Raw genomic sequence first — 19679 nt, 5'->3', positions numbered from 1 at the left:
CAAAATGCCCTCAGCGATACACAAGGCCCATGGCCTGACGTACTTCATCCAGCGTACTGCGAGCCACGTCGCGTGCTGCGTCGCAACCTTCAGCGATGATACTGCGCACCAGCCCGGGGTTTGCTGCGAACTCCTGCGCCCGCTCCCGAATCGGCGCCAACTCCGCCTGTATCGCCTCGATCAGGGGTTTTTTGCAATCCAGGCAGCCGATGCCTGCACTGCGACAACCCTGCTGCACCCAACCCTTGAGTTCGTCACTGGAATATACCTGGTGCAGCGACCATACCGGGCACTTCTCTGGGTCGCCCGGATCTGTTCTGCGCACGCGGGCAGGATCGGTGGGCATGGCGCGCAGCTTGGTTTCAACCACTTTCGGCTCTTCCCGCAAGGATATGGTGTTGTTGTACGACTTCGACATCTTCTGACCATCCAGTCCCGGCATCCTGGAGGTGGGTGTGAGCAAGGCGTGTGGCTCCACCAGAATAATGCGCCCACCGCCCTCGAGGTAGCCGAACAGGCGCTCACGGTCGCCCAGCGTGATGTTCTGACGTGCCTCGACCAGGGCGCGCGCGGTCTCGATCGCGGAATGGTCACCCTGCTCCTGATAGCGCTTGAGCAGTTCCTTGTAGTGCGCAGCATTCTTGGCCCCCAGTTTCTTGATGGCCGCCTCCGCCTTTTCCTCGAACCCACGCTCGCGGCCGTACATGTGGTTGAAGCGGCGCGCCACTTCGCGCGTCAACTCCACATGCGCCACCTGGTCCTCCCCCACTGGCACCTGCCCGGCCTTGTAGATCAGTATGTCGGCACTCTGCAACAGCGGGTAACCGAGAAATCCGTAGGTGGCAAGATCCTTCTCCTTGAGCTTTTCCTGCTGGTCCTTATAACTCGGCACACGCTCCAGCCAGCCTAATGGCGTAATCATCGACAGCAGCAAATGCAGCTCGGCATGCTCGGGTACGCGCGACTGGATAAACAGCTTGGCAGCACCGGGGTTGATGTCCACCGCCAGCCAGTCGATCACCATGTCCCACACACTTTCGCTGATGATCGACGGGTCTTCGTATTGTGTAGTGAGTGCGTGCCAGTCGGCAATAAAGAAAAAGCATTCGTACTCGTGCTGCAGCCGCAGCCAGTTTTTCAGCACGCCATGATAATGGCCAAGATGCAGCTGGCCAGTTGGGCGCATGCCAGAAAGCACGCGCTGATGTTGTGTCGGTATCGAACTCAAGTAACAGTCTCCTCAGAGTCCGGCCAGATAGTAAAGTGCACCTTGTATGGCCTGCACCGGGGGGTAAAGAATGCTGCTGAGCAGCCCGCTCACCAGCAACAACACCAGTATGATCATGCCATACGGCTCGACACGGTTAAGCTGCCATGCCCATGGCCCCGGCAACAGTCCGGAGAGCACGCGACCACCGTCGAGTGGCGGTATCGGCAGCAGGTTCAGCACCAGCAGAATCACATTGATGAAGATCCCCGCGCCACCCATATAAATCATGAACTGCGCCACGTCACCAGGCATGGATCCGAGACTGATGCCGAGTTTCATTATACCGGCCCAGAACACGGCCATCAGCAGATTGGAGAGCGGCCCCGCCACGGCTACCAGTGCCATGTCGCGTTTCGGGTGCCTGAGATTTTCCCAGGTCACGGGCACCGGCTTGGCCCAGCCAAAGATAAACGGCAGCTTGAACACCAGCATCAACAGGGGCAGCAGGACGGTGCCGACAGGATCGATGTGCTTGATCGGGTTGAGTGTCAGGCGCCCCAGCATCATTGCAGTCGGGTCACCGAGTTTGCGTGCCGCCCAGCCATGGGCGACTTCATGCACCGTGATGGCAAACAACACCGGCAGCGCCCACACGGCAATGCGCTGCATCAGACTCAATTCTTCCATCTGTGGATTATACCTGCTTTGGTGCGGCCCCTGAAATTTGAATCAGACCCGCCTCAGCCACCCATGACCGCCTGTACGTCGCCCTTGCCGTGGCGCGTGATCTCTGGTACCTCACCCACCATATCCACCACCGTGGTAAGTTCCAGCCCGCAATTACCGCCATCAATGACCACATCTATCTGGTGCGCCAGCACGGCCCGGATCTCTTCGGCATCGTTCAGCGGCAAGCCGGTGCCCGGCATGATCAGCGTAGAACTCATCAGCGGCTCACCCAGCGCCTCCAGCAAGGCCTGGCTGATGGCATTGTCAGGCACGCGCAGGCCGATGGTCTTGCGCTTTGCGTGCTGCAGGCGGCGCGGCACCTCGTGCGTCGCACCCAGGATAAAAGTATACGGGCCCGGCGTGAGCTTTTTCAGCAGGCGGTAGGCCACGTTATCGACCTTGGCGTAGGTGGCAATTTCCGAAAGATCACGACAGACCAGGGTGAAATTGTGCTTGTCGTCCACCGCGCGAATACGGCGGATGCGCTCCATCGCCGTCTTGTCGCCGATGTGGCAGCCGAGTGCGTAACATGAGTCGGTGGGGTACGCGATCACCGCGCCCGCCCGTAGCGCGGCCACCACCTGATTGATCAAGCGCGATTGCGGATTTTGCGGATGAATATGGAAGTACAGCACGCAGCGGTCTCCCGGATGGTGTGGTCAATGTGCTGCATTCTGCCAGTCACTCCAGACCGGCGTACAGCCTGACGGTAGCGGTGGCAGTTTGCCCAGTTCCAGCCACGACTGCTCCGGACCATGGTAGTCAGAGCCTGCAGAGGCCAGCAGATCAAACTCCCTGGCGTAATTCGCCATGGTGTAGTAGTCGTTGCGACTGTGACTGCCCGACACAACCTCAATCGCAGCACCGCCATGCTGCTTGAATTCGCCCAGCAGTTGACGCAGGCGTGTGGCGGTGAGTTTGTAGCGTGCCGGATGCGCGATCACGGCCTGCCCGCCAGCGCTGTGTATCCAGTGCAGCGCCTCCGGCAAGGTAGCCCACTCGCCTGCGACATAGCCCGGCTTGCCTGGCGTGAGAAACTTCTTGAATACCTGCCCTATATCCTTGGCGTGTCCGCACTCCACCAGATAACGGGCAAAGTGGGTGCGGCTCAGGATCGTGCCGTGGGCATACGCACTGGCGCCCGCATACGCATCCCTGATGCCGCGCTTTTCGAGACGGCGCCCCATCTCCTCCGCGCGCCAGCCGCGAAAGCTGCGCATGGCCGCCAACCCTTGTTGTAACACAGTATTGCTGGGGTCTATACCCAGTCCCAGGATGTGGATCGTCTTGGCTTGCCATGTCACCGATATCTCGACGCCGGGCAACAGCGTAATGCCCGCCGTGACGGCGGCAGCCAGCGCCTCGTGCAGGCCATCGGTGACATCGTGATCCGTCAGCGCCAACACATCCACCCCCTGCTGTGCGGCACGCATTACGAGCTCGACAGGGCTGAGCGTGCCATCGGAGGCAGTGGAGTGGCAGTGCAGGTCGTAACGCAGACTCATTAACGCTGGCGGATCAGAGGGAAAGGTAATCGTTAGTATGCACTATCCGGCCTCGTTTGGGCAGGCCGCCTGGCTACGATGCGGCGCAAAAAATGTTATAATCGGCACCTTGCATGACATCAGGATTGGAGCTCGGCCGGTATGACTTTCGTTGTCACAGAAAATTGCATCAAGTGCAAATACATGGATTGTATAGAGGTGTGCCCGGTGGATTGCTTTCACGAGGGGCCCAATTTTCTGGTCATTGACCCGGACGAATGTATCGACTGTACCCTGTGCGAGCCGGAGTGTCCCGCCAACGCCATCCTTGCTGAAGATGCCGTGCCCGATGACCAGAAACATTTCACTCCACTCAATGCCGAGCTTGCCAAACTGTGGCCGGTAATTACCGAAAAGGGTGAGCCACCCGCCGACGCCAAGGAATGGGACGGCGTTCCCGACAAGCTCAGCCATCTTGAGCGTTAAGCATGGACAGCGCGCGCTGAAGTCGTCCTGCTGCCTGGCAGCGCACTCACCACAGTCAAGAGCTGTGGTACGCTGCTAGTCTAAGTTTCCAGCATCAGACTCGAGCGCATCAAGGCTATGGCTGGCGCAGCGTTTCCCGAAACGATTCCCTCGCCGCTCCTGGTACCCTACCACCAGGATCCGCTACCGCTTCTTGCCGAACTCATTATCCACCGCCACACGGCCGACCTGAGCCAGGTGGTCATTCTGTTGCCGCAGTGTCTGCAGGCCTCCCGCCTGCGTCGCTGCCTGCTGCACGCCGCCCGCCAGCGCCAATGTTCAGCCCTGCTCGGACCACGCATCACGACCTTGCGTCAGTGGGCCGAACGCCACTCCGCCGACACATCCGTGCTGTCACGCCATGCCGCCGAGCTTATGCTGGCAGAGGCCTTGCTCCAGCACCCCACCTTGCTGGGTGATGATCAGCCGTGGCGACTGGTCGACAGCGTGCTGCAGCTGTTCGACGAGCTGACACTGCACGCGGTGCATCTGCCGGCTGAGCTCGAGCAGTTCACGCAACAACTGCTCACTGCGTACGGCATGTCGTCGAGCACCGCCGGGCTCAGCCGCGAGGCGAGGCTGGTACATACCCTCTGGCACGCCTGGCACGAACAACTGCATGCGCAAGAGACGCACGATGCCAGCAGCGCCTATCTGGCTACGCTCGGTGCAAGCCTGTCTGCGGCAGGCAGCGCTGCTGAAACACATTTTTATCTGCTGGCCAGTCTGGAACTGATGCCTGCCGAAATCGCATGGGCGACTGCGCTCGTCAGGCAAGGCCGGCTGACCTGGGTGTGTCACGGCCTGCCCGGGGACGCGGTCGACAGCGCGGACTACCACCCCGATGCGCCGCTTAAGGACTTTCTTATTAATGCAGATATTAAATATAAATCAAATATATATGATGATAATTTAACCTTATTAATTAACTGTATTTATAATCCCGAGGCCAGCGCACTCAAGGCCCGGGCGGAGGCCTATGCAGCACAGCAACCGGTCAGCCCGGCACAGGACCGGCTCCGCCTGTTGCATGCAGGTGACGCCGAGCAGGAGGCCCAAGCCATCGCCTTGCAAGTCCGGCGATGGTTGCTGGCTGGTGTCTGCCGCATCGGCATCGTTGCGCAAGACCGGCGGCTGGCACGCCGGGTACGGGCATTGCTGGAGCGGGCCGAGGTCGCGGTACAGGACCACGCCGGCTGGGCCCTCTCCACCACCAGTGCAGCCAGCGTACTGGAACGCTGGCTGCAGACAGTGGAGGAAGATTTCGCCGCGCTGCCACTGCTCGATGTACTCAAGTCTCCTTTTGTATGCGCCGGCCAGGAGCGTGTCGAGTGGTTGGCCGCCACCTATCGCTTTGAACAGGATGTGGTACAGCATGAAAATATCGGCCGCAATCTCGCGCGCTACCGCAAACATCTGGGCTATCGTCAGGCACGCTTGCCGGCCAACCTTGCAGCAGCTTCACGTGCCGTGGCCGGGCTGCTCGACAGAATTGAGCACGCCGCCACACCTCTGCTGCTGTTTCAGACGGGCAAGTCACACCGGCCTGAAGACCTGTTGAATGCCGTTGAGGAAAGCCTGCACCGGCTTGGCATTGTTGCGGCCTGGGCAACAGACGCCGCAGGCCAGTCGGTGCTGCGCGAACTGCGCAGCCTGCGCCAGGCACTGCCCGGCCGCTCGCTGCGCATGCGTTGGCCGGATTTCAGGGCCTGGCTGGGGGGAGGGCTGGAGCGCGCCAACTTTATACCCACCGTGAGTGATGAGCGGGTACAGATACTCACACTGCAACAGACGGCCTGTGCCCACTTTGATGCCTTGGTGATTGCAGGCGTCGATGCCGCCAACTGGCCTGGGCCAGTTGATACCTCACCTTACTTCAACAGTGCAGTACGTCACGAACTTGCGCTGCCTACTGCGCACATCACCCGTACGCTGCGCTTTCACCACTTTCGCCGTTTGCTGCAAAGCGCACCAGCCGTGTTGCTTACAGTCTGCCGCGAACAGCAAGGGCAACCGGTGCAGCCCAGTCCCTGGCTGGAGTTGCTGCAAACATTTCATCAACTGGCCTACCGGCAGTCGCTGGAAGATCACACGCTGGTTGCGATGCTGCAGGACAGGCGCAGCGAGGTATTTTGCGCCGACACCGCCGAACTGCCGGTACCCCTGCGTTACCCGCAACCCAAGGTACCGGCTACGCTGCTGCCCGCCACGCTGTCTGCCCATGCGTACCAGCAAATGATTGACTGCCCTTACCAGTTTCTGGCTGCCCGCTGTTTAGGACTCAAGCCGGTCGAGGCCTTGCGTGAGCGGCTGGAAAAATCGGATTACGGCGAACGCATCCACCGCATCTTGAGCGCCTTTCATCGCGGCCAGCGCGGCCTGCCCGGTCCGTTCGGCGAGGCCTTGACGCCCGTCACCCGCGGCAGCGCCGAAAAATTGCTGGGCGAGATTAGTCGTGCCGTCTTTGCGCAGGATCTGGAGGACAACTTCGAGCACCGGGGCTGGCTCAATCAGTGGCTCGCAACACTGCCTCACTACCTCGACTGGCAGACCGAACGTACACAACACTGGCGGGTGGCAGACTGTGAGATTGAATTGCAGCGCAGCTGGCCGGAACTGGACATCAAAGGCCGCATCGACCGGATTGATCACGGTGATGATGGTTGCGCTGTACTGGATTACAAAACCGGAGCAATACTGCCGTCGCAAAACGACATCGAGAGCGGTGAGGCGATCCAGCTGCCGTTTTATGCCTTGCTGGCGCAGGAGCATGAACGACCTGTAACACACGTTGCCTACGTCGCCATCGGCAATGAAAAAGTGTCCACCGCTGCCCAACTCGGCGGCACGACCCTCGATCAACTGACCCAGGCCACTGCCGAGCGTCTGCATCAGATCATGCAGGATCTGCGTAGCGGGCAACCGCTGCCCGCGTGGGGTGATGAGAAGGCCTGCCGTTACTGTGCGATGACGGGGCTGTGCCGCAAACAGATGTGGCTGAGCGAGCCACCATGAATCATCTGAATGCCATCACACCCGCCTGCAATGCCGTGGTACTGGCCTCGGCCGGCACCGGCAAAACCTGGCTGCTGGTGGCACGTCTCATCCGTTTGCTGCTCGAGGGCACCCCGCCTGCAGGCATTCTCGCCATCACCTTCACCCGCAAGGCGGCACTTGAAATGCAGGAACGGCTTTCGCAGCGCCTGCTTGAGCTTGCCTGCCTGGAACAGGCAGAGCTCGATGCGGCGCTGGCAGTGCTGGGGTTGACTGCTGACGCAATCCAGCGGCAACGGGTTCGTGATGCGTACGAAACCCTGCTCAAAAGTGAGCACAGCCCACGCATCACAACCTTCCATGCCTTTTGCCAGGAGCTGCTGCGCCGGTTTCCGCTGGAAGCCGATGTCCCACCTGGTTTTGATCTGATCGAAAATGCCGGTGTGCTGTCACAGGCCGCGCTTGAGGCCTTGTTGAGCGAGGCCACAAAGCTGCCGGACAGCCCGCTGGCACACGCGCTCGAGTGCCTCATGCGGCATACCCGCGGCGCCGACGCCGTACGAATGCTGCTACTGCGGTTTCTGGAGCACCGCAGTGACTGGTGGGCCTGCACCGAAGGCAGCCCTGATCCGGCAGCGCATGCCACACGGATGCTGGCCCAACAACTCCAGGTTGATAGCCCGGGCACACCGGCAAGAGATTTTTTTGTTGCTGAAACGCTCGCCCAGCTGGATGAATTCGCCACCCTGTTGCTGCAACACCCCAACGCGTCCAACACGCGTGACGCGGAACTGATTCATGCGCTGCTGTCAGGCAACAACGCAGTAGCTGATTTTGATGCCGTCTGCAGGGTATTCCTCACCGCCGACGGTGCACCGCGCGCGCGCAAGCTGACCCGGACACTCAGCGACAAACTCGGCAGCGCAGGTGCGGAACGCCTGCTCGCATTGCATGGGCAGTTGTCTGATCTCGCATTGCAGGCGCTGGAACTGGAGGCGCGTCGCCTGACGCTGGCACTGTCATCGGCCTGGTTCAGCGCCGGCGCACGCCTGCTGCAACACTATCAGCGCATCAAGGCCGAGCAGCGCCTGCTCGACTTCAGTGACCTGGAATGGAAGGCCAGCCAGCTCCTGCAGCACTCCGACAATGCCCAGTGGGTACAGTACAAGCTGGATCAGCGTATCGACCATCTGCTGGTGGATGAATTTCAGGATACCAATCCAACCCAGTGGCGCCTGTTGCTGCCGCTGCTCGAGGAATTGGCTGCCGGCCAGAGCGGTCGCGCACGCAGTGTATTTCTGGTGGGCGATCTCAAGCAATCCATCTACGGTTTCAGGCGCGCCAACCCCGAACTCTTCACGACCGCCGCGCTCTGGCTGGAGAAAAATCTCAACGCCCCCAGCTACCCGCTGGATGTTTCCTGGCGTTTTGCACCCGTGTTGTGCGATTTCTTCAACCAGGTATTTGAGCAACGCCTGCCCGCCTTTCACCCCCACAGCACGCACCGCACGACTCTCTGGGGCCAGATCGAACTGCTCCCGCTGATACGCCCGGAGGCCGCAGAACAGCAACGACCCGTGACCCATCGTCTGCGCAATCCATTGCAGCAGCCGCGCCCTGCCGCCAGCGAGCAGCAGCATTTACTGGAAGGCCGGCAGATTGCACAGCGCATCTGCGACCTCGTGGAAACCCGCACGCCGGTTCAGGATGGTGCCCACACGCGGGTGATCAACTATAACGACATCCTGATTCTGGTACGTAACCGTACCCATGTGTCCGCCTACGAAAGCGCATTGCGCGCTGCCGGTATCCCCTTTATCGGCGCCACCCGCGGTACCCTGCTCGATACCCTCGAGGTGCAGGACATGATCGCCCTGCTCGATGTGCTGATCACACCCTATGATAATCTGGCGCTGGCGCAGGTAATGCGTTCTCCGCTGTTTGCGTGCAGTGATGACGACCTTATCCAGCTGGCCACCGACACCTCCACACCCTACTGGATAGACCGGCTTGCCACGCTTGCCAGCAGCCTTGCCCCAGGGGCGCCGCTGGCACGGGCGCAGCGCTGGCTGAGCCGCTGGTGCAAACGTGCCGGCCAGGTTCCAATGCACGACTTGCTGGACAGCATCTATGCCGAAGGCAATGTACTCGCACGCTATGAGGCCGCCTTTCCGCCCGGACTGAAAACGCGGGTGTGCGCCAATCTCATCCGTTTCCTGGAGCTGGCGCTGGAGGTAGACAGCGGACGCTATCCCAGCCCGGGGATGTTTCGGGCGCGACTGGACACCCTGCGCGACAGTGCTCAGGAAGCGCCCGACGAAGCGCCGGCACCCGCCCATGAGGCCCGGGTGCGCATCCTCACCGTGCATGCCGCCAAGGGGCTGGAAGCAGCCGTGGTATTTGTCGCCGACGCCACAGCCACCGCTTCTGCACGCGGTTCACAACCCCTCATCTACTGGCCAGCCGAAGCCGACCGGCCCAGCCATTTTTTCCTGCCCGCCAAAAGCGGGATAGAAACGCAACTTGGTGGGAAGATTCAACGGCTGCTGGATGCCGCCGCCCAACGCGAGGAGATGAATCTACTCTATGTGGCACTGACGCGCGCCCGCCAATACCTGTTTATCTCCGGCTGCGCCCCCCGCAAGGGAAGCGCACTGGGCTGGTATGAAATGATTGCCCAACGCCTGCAACCGGATGGTGACCCGCTGCTAGCCGGCTGGTTGCAACGCTCCGCCATCCCACCCGCACCCTTGCCTGCATCATCATTGCCGACTGAGGTGGTCATACCACCCGACATCGACAGCCGCCTGTCACAGCCAGTGCCTGCAATCCGACCCTCCAGGTTGAGCCCCAGTCATACCGGGGACGCAGCCACACTGCAGCAGGTGCGCGATGCAGATGCCGTGTTGCGTGGCACCGCCATCCACCGCCTGCTGGATCGGCTCAGCCTGGGGGCTGCAGTGTCGCGTGGCCACGTACTGCGCCAACTGGCCACTGACTTGTTGCTGCACGACAGCGACGCGCGCTTGCCCATCTGGTGGGATGAGGTTCAGCGGGTACTGCAGGCACCGACACTACAGTTCCTGTTTGCTGACAACACTATTGAGGTCGCATACAACGAAACACCGCTGTATTACGAGGCAGATGGACAACACATCTCCGGGGTGGTGGATCGGCTGGTCGTAACGCCGGACACGGTATGGATAGTCGACTACAAAACCCGCGCTACGGTGCAGCCAGATCACTTGGCGCAGGCGGCAGCGCCTTACCAGGCGCAAATGCGCCTGTATGCACACGGTGCCATGCGCCTCTGGCCACAAAGGCAGGTACGGCCCGTGTTGCTGTTTACGGCCTGCGCCGGTCTGGTTGAGGTCGCGCCCTGATTGCGTATCGCCCTGCCCCTGAAGGATTACTCCTCCTGGCTATGGCGTTCGCGGCGCTTCTTGTTGAGCGCCTTGCGGCGCTCTTCCGGCGACATTTTATTCCACTGCTCACGCAGCTCCTCCTGCTGCTCCGGTGGCAACTGGTTGAAGTGCTCGTAACGTTCACGGATACGCGCCTGCTCCTCCGGTGACAGTTGCTTGAAATGCTCGTAACGCTCGCGTGCACGGGCGCGCTGCTCCGGTGTCATGCTTTTCCAGCGCTGTTCGCCTCCGTGCTTGTCTGCAACCAGGCGCATGTAAGAATGCAGTTGTTCCGGATACAGTATTGCCGCATCGCCGGCTACAGCGACCTGCTGTGCGCAGAGCAGCAACAGCGAAAGCAGCACTGTGCCAAGCATGTGATCCAGCGATCTGGGTTTGCTCATGCGCGAGATATGGTTGCAGTGTAGGCTCCGGCCCGTGTTTGCTCGTCGAGCCAGCGATAAAAGTCGAGGTCGGTCGCAATCTCCAGATTCTCCTCCGAGCCCACGATCTCCGTGATCTCGGGGGTTATCACCACAAGGCTGTCGGTCGGCTGTGTCGTCCACATCTCACCACCCAGCACAAACACCAGCGCGGCGGCGGCAGCCATTGCGCCTGCAGGCAACCACCAGCGCGGCGCATGCCATGCCGGCTGAGCCTCCAGGCTGTCCAGCGCACGGCTGCGGGCGCTGTGCAAGCGCGACAGCGTGTGCGCATCCAGCGTGTTCACGCTTTCCTCCAGACGGGCGCGTGCAGCCGCCAGAAAGTCCTGCTCATCGTGTGTGCTCATGGTTGGTAGTCCTCCAGCAATATGCGCAGAGTATGCACTGCGCGCGAGTAATGCGTTTTGACACTGCCTGCCGAGCAGCCCATTACATGTGCAGTTTCGGCAATATTATAGCCTTCCCAAGTGCGCAGCAAAAAGGCCTGCTGCTGGCGCATCGGCAGTTTTTGCAAGGCCTGATCGAGCGCGCCCCGTGCGCGCTCGCCCGCAACCTGTTCCGCAGGGCCGATTGCATCAGGGTGGGCCAGCTTGTCCAGCGGATCTTCTTCGCCTTCCTCAATACCCAGCCAGACGCGCCAGCGATTGCGTACCTTGCTGCGTCGATACCAGTCGCGTATACGGCTCTGGAGTATGCGGTGAAATAACGGCCCCCACTCCTGCTCATTGCGATCGCCATACTGCTGCGCAAGATTGAGCATGGCCTCTTGCACCAGATCAAGGGCGTCTTCGGCATTGCCGGTAGCGAGCTGGGCCATGCGAAAGGCACGTCGCTCAATGTTGGCTAAAAACCGGTCCAGCGCTTGGTGAGTGTCCAGCGTACCTCGCTCCCTTGACTCGGAAATACTGCCCAGTAGTTTGGTTGCAGCCCACATGGTGACCTTCCGTCTGTGATTATAGCGTGTTCATGCCAACCACTTGGCAACCGTGGCATCGACTACCTGTGCAGATGGGGCCCGTGGCGCCGCTGAGCGAAGGCCTGATGTTGGCCATGGTGTGGATGTGACCAGCGCACACTGCACTCCCGGTCGCCGTGTCTTCGATACTGCTGCTGGCGGCAGTGCTGGGCATGCCACCGAGCGTGGCTCCTGTGTTGATACACGTGCCTGCCCTTATTTGTCGTGACGCTGTGGTTATGTCTGTATTGCTTGTGTCGTCCTGCATGCTCATCATGCTGCTCTTTCCGTTGGGCACTACGCCCGTTGTAATGATGATTGCGGTCAGCTCTATCCTGTGTGCCGTGGGCAAACTTGTCGCCCGACCTGCCCTCTTCATGAGCGAGCACAGGATTGATTACGAACAGGGTCAACAGACTGGCAACTGCAATGCTTGTTTTCATGCGGGCATCCTTGTGTGAGTGTCAGGTAAGCATTAGGTTTAACGCAGTATTCGGCCCAGGGTTGACACGCCCTTGGCAGGCACTGGCTCTATGACGTACCTGACGGCCTGCGGGGGGCTAAAGTTGCGGCAGCAGGGCAAGGCTATGGTAGGATAAGGCAACAACCCTGGTTAACGGATATCACCCTCGGGGCGCAGCCCATGACACGCAATGCAAGCGAAGAGCACCGGCACTACACCCGGATACAGTTTGACGCCAAGGTGTCTCTGTCACAGGGGGCGCGTCGCTGGGACAGCGGTCTGATCGACATTTCACTCAAAGGGGCCTTGTTCAGCAAACCGCAGGACTGGGCCGGCACGCTGGGCGACAACCTGCTGGCCGAATTGCAGCTGGACGGCGATATCGTCATTCGCATGCAGGGAACCGTGGCCCATATGGAAAATGGGCACATCGGGTTGCGTTGCGATCACATTGACCTCGACAGCATTGCGCACCTGAGACGCCTCGTCGAGCTTAATCTCGGCGACACAGCACAGCTCAACCGCGAGCTTTCCTCCCTCGGTTAACCCGCACTAACCGCGCAACACCTCCAGCGCTTCCGTTAAACGCTCCACCGCATGGATCTCCATGCCCCTGAGCCCACCCTTGGGCGCGTTGGCGACGGGGATAACGGCCTGCTTGAAGCCGTGCTTCACCGCCTCGCGCAAACGCGCCTCGCCACTTTGCACCGGCCGCACCTCACCTGCCAACCCCAACTCGCCGAACACCACCAGGTCGCGCGGCAATGGCCGGCTGCGCAGACTGGAGAGTGCCGCCAACACCACGGCGAGGTCGGCGCCGGTCTCGGTGACACGCACGCCACCCACCACATTCACGAACACATCCTGATCGTACATGGCAATGCCGCCATGACGGTGCAGCACCGCAAGCAACATGGCCAGCCGGTTCTGGTCCAGCCCCAGCGTCACCCGGCGCGGGTTGGCGCCGTGACATTCGTCCACCAGCGCCTGCACCTCCACCAGCAGCGGGCGATTGCCCTCGCGCGTCACCGTGACCACGCTGCCCGGCACCGGCTCGGCATGGCGTGAGAGCAGAATCGCGGACGGATTGCTCACCTCGCGCAAGCCCTTCTCGGTCATCGCGAACATGCCGATCTCGTTTACCGCACCAAAGCGGTTTTTTACCGCCCGGATAACCCGGTAACTGCTCGCACCGTCGCCCTCGAAATACAGCACCGTATCGACCATGTGCTCCAGCACGCGCGGGCCGGCGAGCGTGCCCTCCTTGGTCACATGCCCGACCAGAAACAACGCCGTACCGGTGTGCTTGGCATAACGCACCAGTTGCGCCGCGCTCTCGCGCACCTGCGCCACCGCGCCGGGCGCGGATTGCAGCGCCTCGGTATACACGGTTTGAATTGAATCGATCACCAGCACCCGCGGCCGCTCACGCCCGGCACTGGAAATAATACGCTCCACATTGGTTTCGGTGAGCAGCCGCAGCTCAGCAACGGATAATCCCAGTCGCTGCGCACGCATGCTCACCTGTTGCAAGGATTCCTCACCCGTGACATACAGAACCGGCTGGCGCGCGCTCAATGCCGCCATGCACTGCAGCAGCAAGGTGGATTTGCCAATGCCCGGATCGCCGCCAATCAGTATCACCGAACCCTCGACCACCCCGCCGCCCAGTACCCGGTCGAGTTCGGCCAGCCCGCTCGACTGCCGTACCTCGCTGCCCGCCGCAATTTCCTGCATGTCCTGCACACTGGCCGGCGCATAATCGGCAAAACGCGCAGCACGGGGTGTGGCCGGGCTTGCCAGCGCCTCTTCCAGGCTGTTCCAGGCACCGCAGTCGGCGCACTGCCCTGCCCATTTCGGCGCCTGCGCACCGCACTGGCTACAGGTGTAGAACAACTTATCTCTGGCCACGGAGAGTGCTGCCTCTAAAAATGATGGATTTTTCTGAAAGACAAGCTGCAACGGTCGCTTCCTGCGCGTCCTCCGCTCGCGACATTCGTACGTCCTTGTACAGCACCGTATTGGAGCAAAAGACGCATTTTTAAACCTCTATGCAGCGCACACGGCGCGCCACACCGCACAACAATTCATAGGCCAGCGTGGCGGCGTGCTCGGCTATTTCTTCCACCGGCAGGCCCGCGCCCCACAACACCACCGGGTCGCCGACACGCACATCGCGCAACTCACTCAAATCCACGCTGATCATGTCCATCGAAACCCGCCCTATCAATGGTACGCGCTGGCCGTTGACCAGTACCGGCGTGCCCGTCTGCGCGTGGCGCGGATAACCGTCGCCATACCCGATTGCCACCACGCCCACCGGCATGGCCTGCGGACACACATAGCTGGCGCCATAGCCGATGGCATCACCGCGCTGCAACTGATGCACTGCAATCAAGGAGGAACGCAGGGTCATGACAGCTTGCAGGCCGTGCGCCTGTGCCCGTTCGCCGGCAAATGGCGATACGCCGTAGAGCATGATGCCGGGACGCACCCAGTCACCATGGGTCTGCGGCCAGGCGAGTATCGCTGCGGAGTTGGCGCTGGAGCGCTCCCCGGACCAGCCGGCAGTGGCCTGCCCGAAGCACTCCTGTTGCCGTTGTGTGGCGCTATTATCGCGCTCGTCGGCACATGCAAAGTGCGTCAGCAGGCCGCTGGGTTGCCTGACCGCAGCGCACGCCGACAGGCGTTGCCAGGCCGGTTGCACCTGTGTCGGCGCAAAACCGAGGCGGTGCATGCCGCTGTCAATCTTGAGCCATACCGGGATGGGGGCACCCGTCGTCGTCGCCTCGAGCATGTCGATCTGGGCGGCATGGTGCACCACCATGCTCAAGCCATGCTGCCTGACCAGCGTGAGTTCAGAGGCCTCAAACACACCCTCAAGCAGGGTAACCGGATGTGTGACGCCCGCCTCGCGCAGCACGATGGCCTCGTCGATGCTCGCCACACCAAAACCGTCGGCGGCGGCCAGGGCGCGGGCCGCACGTACGATGCCGTGGCCATAGGCGTCGGCCTTGATGATGGCCATGACCCGGCTTTGCGGGGCGGCGTTTTTTACACAGCGGAGGTTATGTTGCAGGGCCTGGATGTCGATCAGCGCCTGCGCCGGGCGCGTCATGCATAACCCTCGTTGGAATAGACGCTGGGGATGAAGTTTTCAAACCGCGTGTACTGACCGAGGAAGGTCAGCCGCAGACCTCCGATGGGGCCATTACGCTGCTTGACGATGTTGATCTCGGCCGTGCCCTTGTCCGGACTGGTCTCGTTGTAGACCTCGTCGCGGTAGATCATCATGATGAGATCGGCGTCCTGTTCGATACCACCCGACTCACGCAGATCGGACATCACCGGCCGCTTGTCGGTGCGGCTCTCCAGGTTACGGTTGAGCTGCGACAGGGCGATCACTGGAACATTAAGTTCCTTAGCTAATGCCTTGAGTGACCTCGATATTTCTGATATTTCATTGGCCCGCGTCTCTTTCGTGCCGGGTACCTGCATCAACTGCAGGTAGTCGACCACAATCAGACCCAGCCCGCGCTCGCGCTTGAGTCGGCGCGCCCGTGCCCGCAGGTCCATCGGCGTCAGCGACGGGGTGTCGTCGATATACAGCGGCGCCTCGCCCAGTATGCCCACGGTGGAACTGAGCCGCGGCCAGTCATCGTCTTCGAGCTTGCCGGTGCGCACCTTGTTGTGGTCGAGGCGACTCAGGGATGACAGCATGCGCAAGGCCAGTTGTTCGGCCGACATTTCCATACTGAAGATTACCGAGGGCACGGCGTACTTGATCGCCGCATGCTCGGCGATGTTCATGGCAAAGCTGGTCTTGCCCATGGACGGCCGGCCTGCGACGATGATGAGATCGGACGGTTGCAGCCCGGCCGTCATTTTGTCGAGTTCATTGAAGCCACTCGAGATACCGATGATGGGATTGTCCTGCTGCGCCAGCAGGTCTATCCGGTCCATCACCAGACCCATCAGTTCCTTCATGGGCACGAAGTTGCGGCGCCCGCGCGTACTCTGTTCGGCGATCTGGAACACACGCTGCTCGGCATCGTCGAGCATCTGCGCAACACTGCGCCCGTCGAGGCTGAAGGCGCTGCTACCGATCTCGTTGGCGACGCGGATCAACTGGCGCTGCACCGAACGCTCGCGCACGATGTCGGTGTAGGCGCGAATATTGGCGGCGCTGGGGGTATTTTTGGCAAGCTGGGCGAGGTAGGCCAGACCGCCTGCATTATCGAGCTCGTTGATACCGCCCAGCGATTCGGACAGTGTAACGACATCGAAGGGCTGGCTGCGTGACGCCAGATCGTGCAGGGTGCGGAATATCAGGCGGTGTGCGTTGCGGTAGAAATCTTCCTCTACGATGCGGTCGACAATAAGATCCCATGCGCTGTTATCGAGCATGAGGCCACCGAGCACCGCCTGCTCGGCTTCAATGGAGTGTGGGGGAACCCTGAGGGCGGCAGTCTCCGGATCCGGCACATTTCCTGTCGCAAATGGATAGGCTAGCTCATGCATGTGCTGACACCACTCAAAAACATGGGAACCCGACGGCATCCCTGCCGTCGTGGTCTACTGCGGAGTGTTCAGGCCTCCGCGACGATGGTGATTTTTACCGCAACGTTTATATCCGGGTGCAAGTGAATCAGCACCTCATGCTCGCCTGCCTCACGCAGCACCCCATTCGACAGCCGCACCTCGTGCTTTTCGACCGCCACGCCGGCCTCGGTCAGGGCCTCGGCGATGTCCGGAGTACCTACCGAGCCGTAGAGCTTGCCTTCGTCGCCGCCTTTGCGGGCGAGGGACACCCCCCCCAAGGTGGTCAACGCCGCAGCGCGTGCCTGGGCCTGCGCGAGGGTCTCTGCCTCCGCCTTTTCCAGCTCGGCGCGGCGTGCCTCGAATTTTACGATGTTGGTTTCCGTGGCAGGTGCGGCCTTGCCGCGCGGAATCAGATAGTTGCGGCCATAACCCGCCCTGACACGCACGCGGTCACCCAGCGCGCCCAGATTATGTACCTTTTCCAGCAAAATTACGTCCATGAATCACCTCTTGAAAATATAAAAATCCGCTTGCCGTCTGCGGGCACCGTCACACCGGGGTGGGCCGGTCATTGGAACCATTGCCCGCCAGCCCGGCACTGTACAACAGCCCGACAAGTGCCAGCAACACCACCATCTGCGGGAGCATCAGCACCAGCAAACCATACAAGGCTGCCAGCCACGCCGTATGGGCGTTGCGCTGGGCCACAAGCCGGTGCGCAAAGGCCAGCCCCTGAATCATATACACGACAACCAGTACCGCCAGCACTTCCAGCAACCACTGGCGCATCCCTCCCTCTGCCAGCAGGGCCATCCCCAGCAACAGCAGCACCGGCAACACACATGCGCGCGCAAGGCGCAAGCCATGAAACTCGCGCTGGAAACCGCCTGCATTATACAACAGGCCCTGCCACCAGCGTGCCACGAGCAGGCTCACGGTCACGGACAACATCAGCGAAATCGTCAGCAGTCCCGTCATGGCCTGCGCCATTTCATCCAGCAGTCGCTCCATTTGCGCCGGCTCAGGCAGTGCCGCAAGCTGTTCCAGGGCAGGCCTCAGGCTGATCTCCAGGGCCGCGCGCCAGGCCTCGGCCGGATTCTCCACCCAGAGATGCACACCGCTGACAAACAGCACACCCAGCAGGGCTGCACCACCCAGCACCCATGCCAGCGAGCCGGTGCTCGCCAGCACCAGCGCCAGGCCCCACACCGGCAGCCAAAGCACCAGCGCAAACACCAGACCCAGCAGGGGGCTGCCTGATAACAGCATACCCAGCAGGGCCAGGGCCGCGCCCGCGCCTGCCATAACGACGACACCCTGCCGCGCGCCTATGCGCAACGTCACCAGACCTACGCCGGCCGCGCTGAGCCAGGCCAGTGGCCCGGTAATCGGCGGCAACAGCAGCGAAAACCCGGCACAGACCGCCACTACGCCGCCGGCCTGCATGCGTCCGCGCATGATATAGGCAACCAACGCTTTCATGGCAGCCTGGCGCCGGAATTCAACCGTCGCGGCGGCAGCTCAGGGGTGATGTGAGTCGCAATAGGGAATCAAGGCCAGCAAGCGGGCGCGCTTGATGGCGGTGGAGAGCTGGCGCTGGTAGCGCGCCCTGGTGCCGGTAATGCGACTCGGCACGATCTTGCCGTTCTCGCTCAGGTAATTCTTGAGCACGGCGAGATCCTTGTAGTCGATTTCCTTGACATTCTCGGCGGTAAAACGGCAAAACTTTCTGCGGCGAAAAAAGCGTGACATGGTTATATCCTCTCAGCAATGTCGGCCTAAGCAGCGTTCGAGGGGGCGGCTGTCGCTTCTTCCTCGTCACCGGCGGGCTCATCTTCGGTTGATTCTTCGCTGGCGGGAGCGTCTTCAACTGCATCATCGCTGCCGCTACGGCGCATGCTCTCTTCCCGCTCGTCCTTGGACTTGATCAGCGGTGACGGCTCGGTGATGGCCTCATCGCGCACAATCACCAGGTTGCGGATCACGGCATCGTTAAAGCGGAACGCGCTGGTGAGTTCGTCCAGAACCTCCTGGTTGCACTCGACATTCATCAGCACGTAGTGTGCCTTGTGTATCTTGTGGATGGGGTATGCCAGCTGGCGCCGACCCCAGTCTTCCAGACGGTGAATCTTGCCGTCCTTGGACTCGATGAGCGCGCGATAGCGCTCAATCATGCCGGCAACCTGCTCGCTCTGGTCAGGGTGGACCAGAAACACGATTTCATAGTGTCTCAATGCAATGCTCCTCAGGGCTCAGTAGCCTCCCGCATAGGGCGGTGAGGCAAGGAGTGTGGTTGGGTAAAGCTGGCTATTTTAAGGCGGAAACAGATCACTTTGCAATCAAAACCCCTGCATACAGGGCACAACAGGCCCCTGTCCTGCATGCCTGTCACGTCGCGTCGGGGTGCTACTTCGCGTGTACCGGCTGGCTGATCAGGCGGTCAGTATAGGCCAGCGCAATGGCGGAAATCAGGAACGTCACATGTATAATCACCTGCCACATCAGCACGCTCTCGGCGATCTGCTCGGCGTTGATAAAGCTCTTCAGCAGATGAATCGAGGAGATGCCGATCAGGGCCATGGACACCTTTACCTTGATGGAGCCGGCGCTGACGTGCTCCAGCCAGTCCGGCCGGTCGGGGTGCACCTGCAGGGCGAGCCGCGACACAAATATCTCATAGCCGCCGATAATCACCATGATCAGCAGGTTGGCGATCATCACCACATCGATCAGCCCCAGCACCATGAGCATGATCATGTTCTCCGTGAGGCTGGGCACGGAGGTAACCAGATGGAACAGCTCCACCATGAAGCGATAGACATAGACGCCCTGCGCGATGATCAGGCCGACATACAGCGGTGCCTGCAACCAGCGGCTGGAAAATATGAATTTGCCCAGAAGATCAGTGCCCTTGTTCACGGCTGTTGCTA

19 protein-coding genes are annotated in these 19679 nt (G+C 61.0%); 4 read left to right on the top strand and 15 right to left on the bottom strand.

All coding sequences use genetic code 11. The features are described from left to right. Positions 1-10: 10 nt before the first annotated feature. The 4 genes from Q8L89_00390 to Q8L89_00375 are packed head-to-tail and all read right to left on the bottom strand — an operon-like array spanning position 11 to position 3444. Positions 11-1228: a tryptophan--tRNA ligase gene (locus Q8L89_00390; protein MDP1707528.1), complete on the bottom strand. Its 1218-nt coding sequence runs from the start codon at positions 1226-1228 to the stop codon at positions 11-13. Between the two features lie 12 nt (positions 1229-1240). Beyond that, positions 1241-1897 carry a site-2 protease family protein gene (locus tag Q8L89_00385; GenBank protein ID MDP1707527.1) on the bottom strand — a complete coding sequence of 219 codons (657 nt, stop codon included), beginning with the start codon at positions 1895-1897 and terminating at the stop codon, positions 1241-1243. Between the two features lie 53 nt (positions 1898-1950). Further along, on the bottom strand, positions 1951-2574 hold the full coding sequence (locus Q8L89_00380) for an L-threonylcarbamoyladenylate synthase (protein ID MDP1707526.1): 624 nt from the start codon (positions 2572-2574) through the stop codon (positions 1951-1953). A gap of 24 nt (positions 2575-2598) precedes the next feature. Beyond that, positions 2599-3444, bottom strand: coding sequence for a PHP domain-containing protein (locus tag Q8L89_00375; protein MDP1707525.1), 846 nt, complete (start codon positions 3442-3444; stop codon positions 2599-2601). Positions 3445-3585: 141 nt separating this feature from the next. Between Q8L89_00375 and Q8L89_00370 the strand changes: the two genes are divergently transcribed. The 3 genes from Q8L89_00370 (at position 3586) to Q8L89_00360 (ending at position 10325) form a co-directional block, all read left to right on the top strand. Then, positions 3586-3909: a ferredoxin family protein gene (locus Q8L89_00370; protein MDP1707524.1), complete on the top strand. Its 324-nt coding sequence runs from the start codon at positions 3586-3588 to the stop codon at positions 3907-3909. A 117-nt stretch (positions 3910-4026) separates the two neighbouring features. Next, positions 4027-6963, top strand: coding sequence for a PD-(D/E)XK nuclease family protein (locus tag Q8L89_00365; protein ID MDP1707523.1), 2937 nt, complete (start codon positions 4027-4029; stop codon positions 6961-6963). Then, positions 6960-10325, top strand: a complete 3366-nt coding sequence (locus Q8L89_00360; GenBank protein ID MDP1707522.1) for a UvrD-helicase domain-containing protein — start codon at positions 6960-6962, stop codon at positions 10323-10325. The genes Q8L89_00365 and Q8L89_00360 overlap by 4 nt, the downstream gene beginning before the upstream one ends. A gap of 26 nt (positions 10326-10351) precedes the next feature. Here the strand turns inward: Q8L89_00360 and Q8L89_00355 are convergent, their stop codons facing one another. Genes Q8L89_00355 through Q8L89_00345 form a run of 3 tightly spaced genes read right to left on the bottom strand, consistent with a single transcriptional unit; the run spans position 10352 to position 11723 of the window. Further along, complete coding sequence (locus Q8L89_00355; GenBank protein ID MDP1707521.1) at positions 10352-10750, bottom strand: DUF3106 domain-containing protein; 399 nt, start codon at positions 10748-10750, stop codon at positions 10352-10354. Beyond that, the gene (locus Q8L89_00350; protein MDP1707520.1) at positions 10747-11136 is read right to left on the bottom strand and encodes a hypothetical protein; all 390 of its coding nucleotides are present in this window, start codon (positions 11134-11136) and stop codon (positions 10747-10749) included. Before Q8L89_00350 ends, Q8L89_00355 begins: the two co-directional genes overlap by 4 nt. Next, positions 11133-11723, bottom strand: a complete 591-nt coding sequence (locus Q8L89_00345) for an RNA polymerase sigma factor (GenBank protein MDP1707519.1) — start codon at positions 11721-11723, stop codon at positions 11133-11135. Before Q8L89_00345 ends, Q8L89_00350 begins: the two co-directional genes overlap by 4 nt. A gap of 664 nt (positions 11724-12387) precedes the next feature. Between Q8L89_00345 and Q8L89_00340 the strand changes: the two genes are divergently transcribed. Then, on the top strand, positions 12388-12753 hold the full coding sequence (locus Q8L89_00340) for a PilZ domain-containing protein (protein MDP1707518.1): 366 nt from the start codon (positions 12388-12390) through the stop codon (positions 12751-12753). A 6-nt stretch (positions 12754-12759) separates the two neighbouring features. On the opposite strand, the gene radA is transcribed toward Q8L89_00340, so the two are convergent. From radA to Q8L89_00300, 8 genes are all read right to left on the bottom strand, one after another. Continuing rightward, a complete protein-coding gene (radA, locus tag Q8L89_00335) occupies positions 12760-14118 on the bottom strand; it encodes a DNA repair protein RadA (GenBank protein ID MDP1707517.1) in 1359 nt (452 codons plus the stop codon). A 130-nt stretch (positions 14119-14248) separates the two neighbouring features. Next, the gene (alr, locus tag Q8L89_00330; GenBank protein ID MDP1707516.1) at positions 14249-15325 is read right to left on the bottom strand and encodes an alanine racemase; all 1077 of its coding nucleotides are present in this window, start codon (positions 15323-15325) and stop codon (positions 14249-14251) included. Continuing rightward, positions 15322-16728: a replicative DNA helicase gene (gene dnaB, locus Q8L89_00325; GenBank protein ID MDP1707515.1), complete on the bottom strand. Its 1407-nt coding sequence runs from the start codon at positions 16726-16728 to the stop codon at positions 15322-15324. Before dnaB ends, alr begins: the two co-directional genes overlap by 4 nt. Before the next feature lie 68 nt (positions 16729-16796). Then, the gene (gene rplI / locus Q8L89_00320) at positions 16797-17249 is read right to left on the bottom strand and encodes a 50S ribosomal protein L9 (GenBank protein MDP1707514.1); all 453 of its coding nucleotides are present in this window, start codon (positions 17247-17249) and stop codon (positions 16797-16799) included. Positions 17250-17298: 49 nt separating this feature from the next. Then, the gene (locus Q8L89_00315) at positions 17299-18231 is read right to left on the bottom strand and encodes a DUF2232 domain-containing protein (GenBank protein ID MDP1707513.1); all 933 of its coding nucleotides are present in this window, start codon (positions 18229-18231) and stop codon (positions 17299-17301) included. 39 nt (positions 18232-18270) lie between these two features. Beyond that, positions 18271-18501, bottom strand: coding sequence for a 30S ribosomal protein S18 (gene rpsR / locus Q8L89_00310; protein ID MDP1707512.1), 231 nt, complete (start codon positions 18499-18501; stop codon positions 18271-18273). A 26-nt stretch (positions 18502-18527) separates the two neighbouring features. Then, entirely contained in the window at positions 18528-18983 is a 456-nt protein-coding gene (gene rpsF / locus Q8L89_00305) for a 30S ribosomal protein S6 (GenBank protein ID MDP1707511.1), read from the bottom strand. A gap of 172 nt (positions 18984-19155) precedes the next feature. Further along, positions 19156-19668 carry a TIGR00645 family protein gene (locus tag Q8L89_00300; GenBank protein MDP1707510.1) on the bottom strand — a complete coding sequence of 171 codons (513 nt, stop codon included), beginning with the start codon at positions 19666-19668 and terminating at the stop codon, positions 19156-19158. Between the last annotated feature and the right edge of the window lie 11 nt (positions 19669-19679).

The sequence above is a fragment of the Gammaproteobacteria bacterium genome (assembly GCA_030680605.1).
Taxonomy (GTDB): Bacteria; Pseudomonadota; Gammaproteobacteria; order SURF-13; family SURF-13; genus JAQBXX01.
The sequence above is the reverse complement of the archived record's forward strand: the minus strand, read 5'-3'. Positions and strand labels throughout refer to the sequence as shown.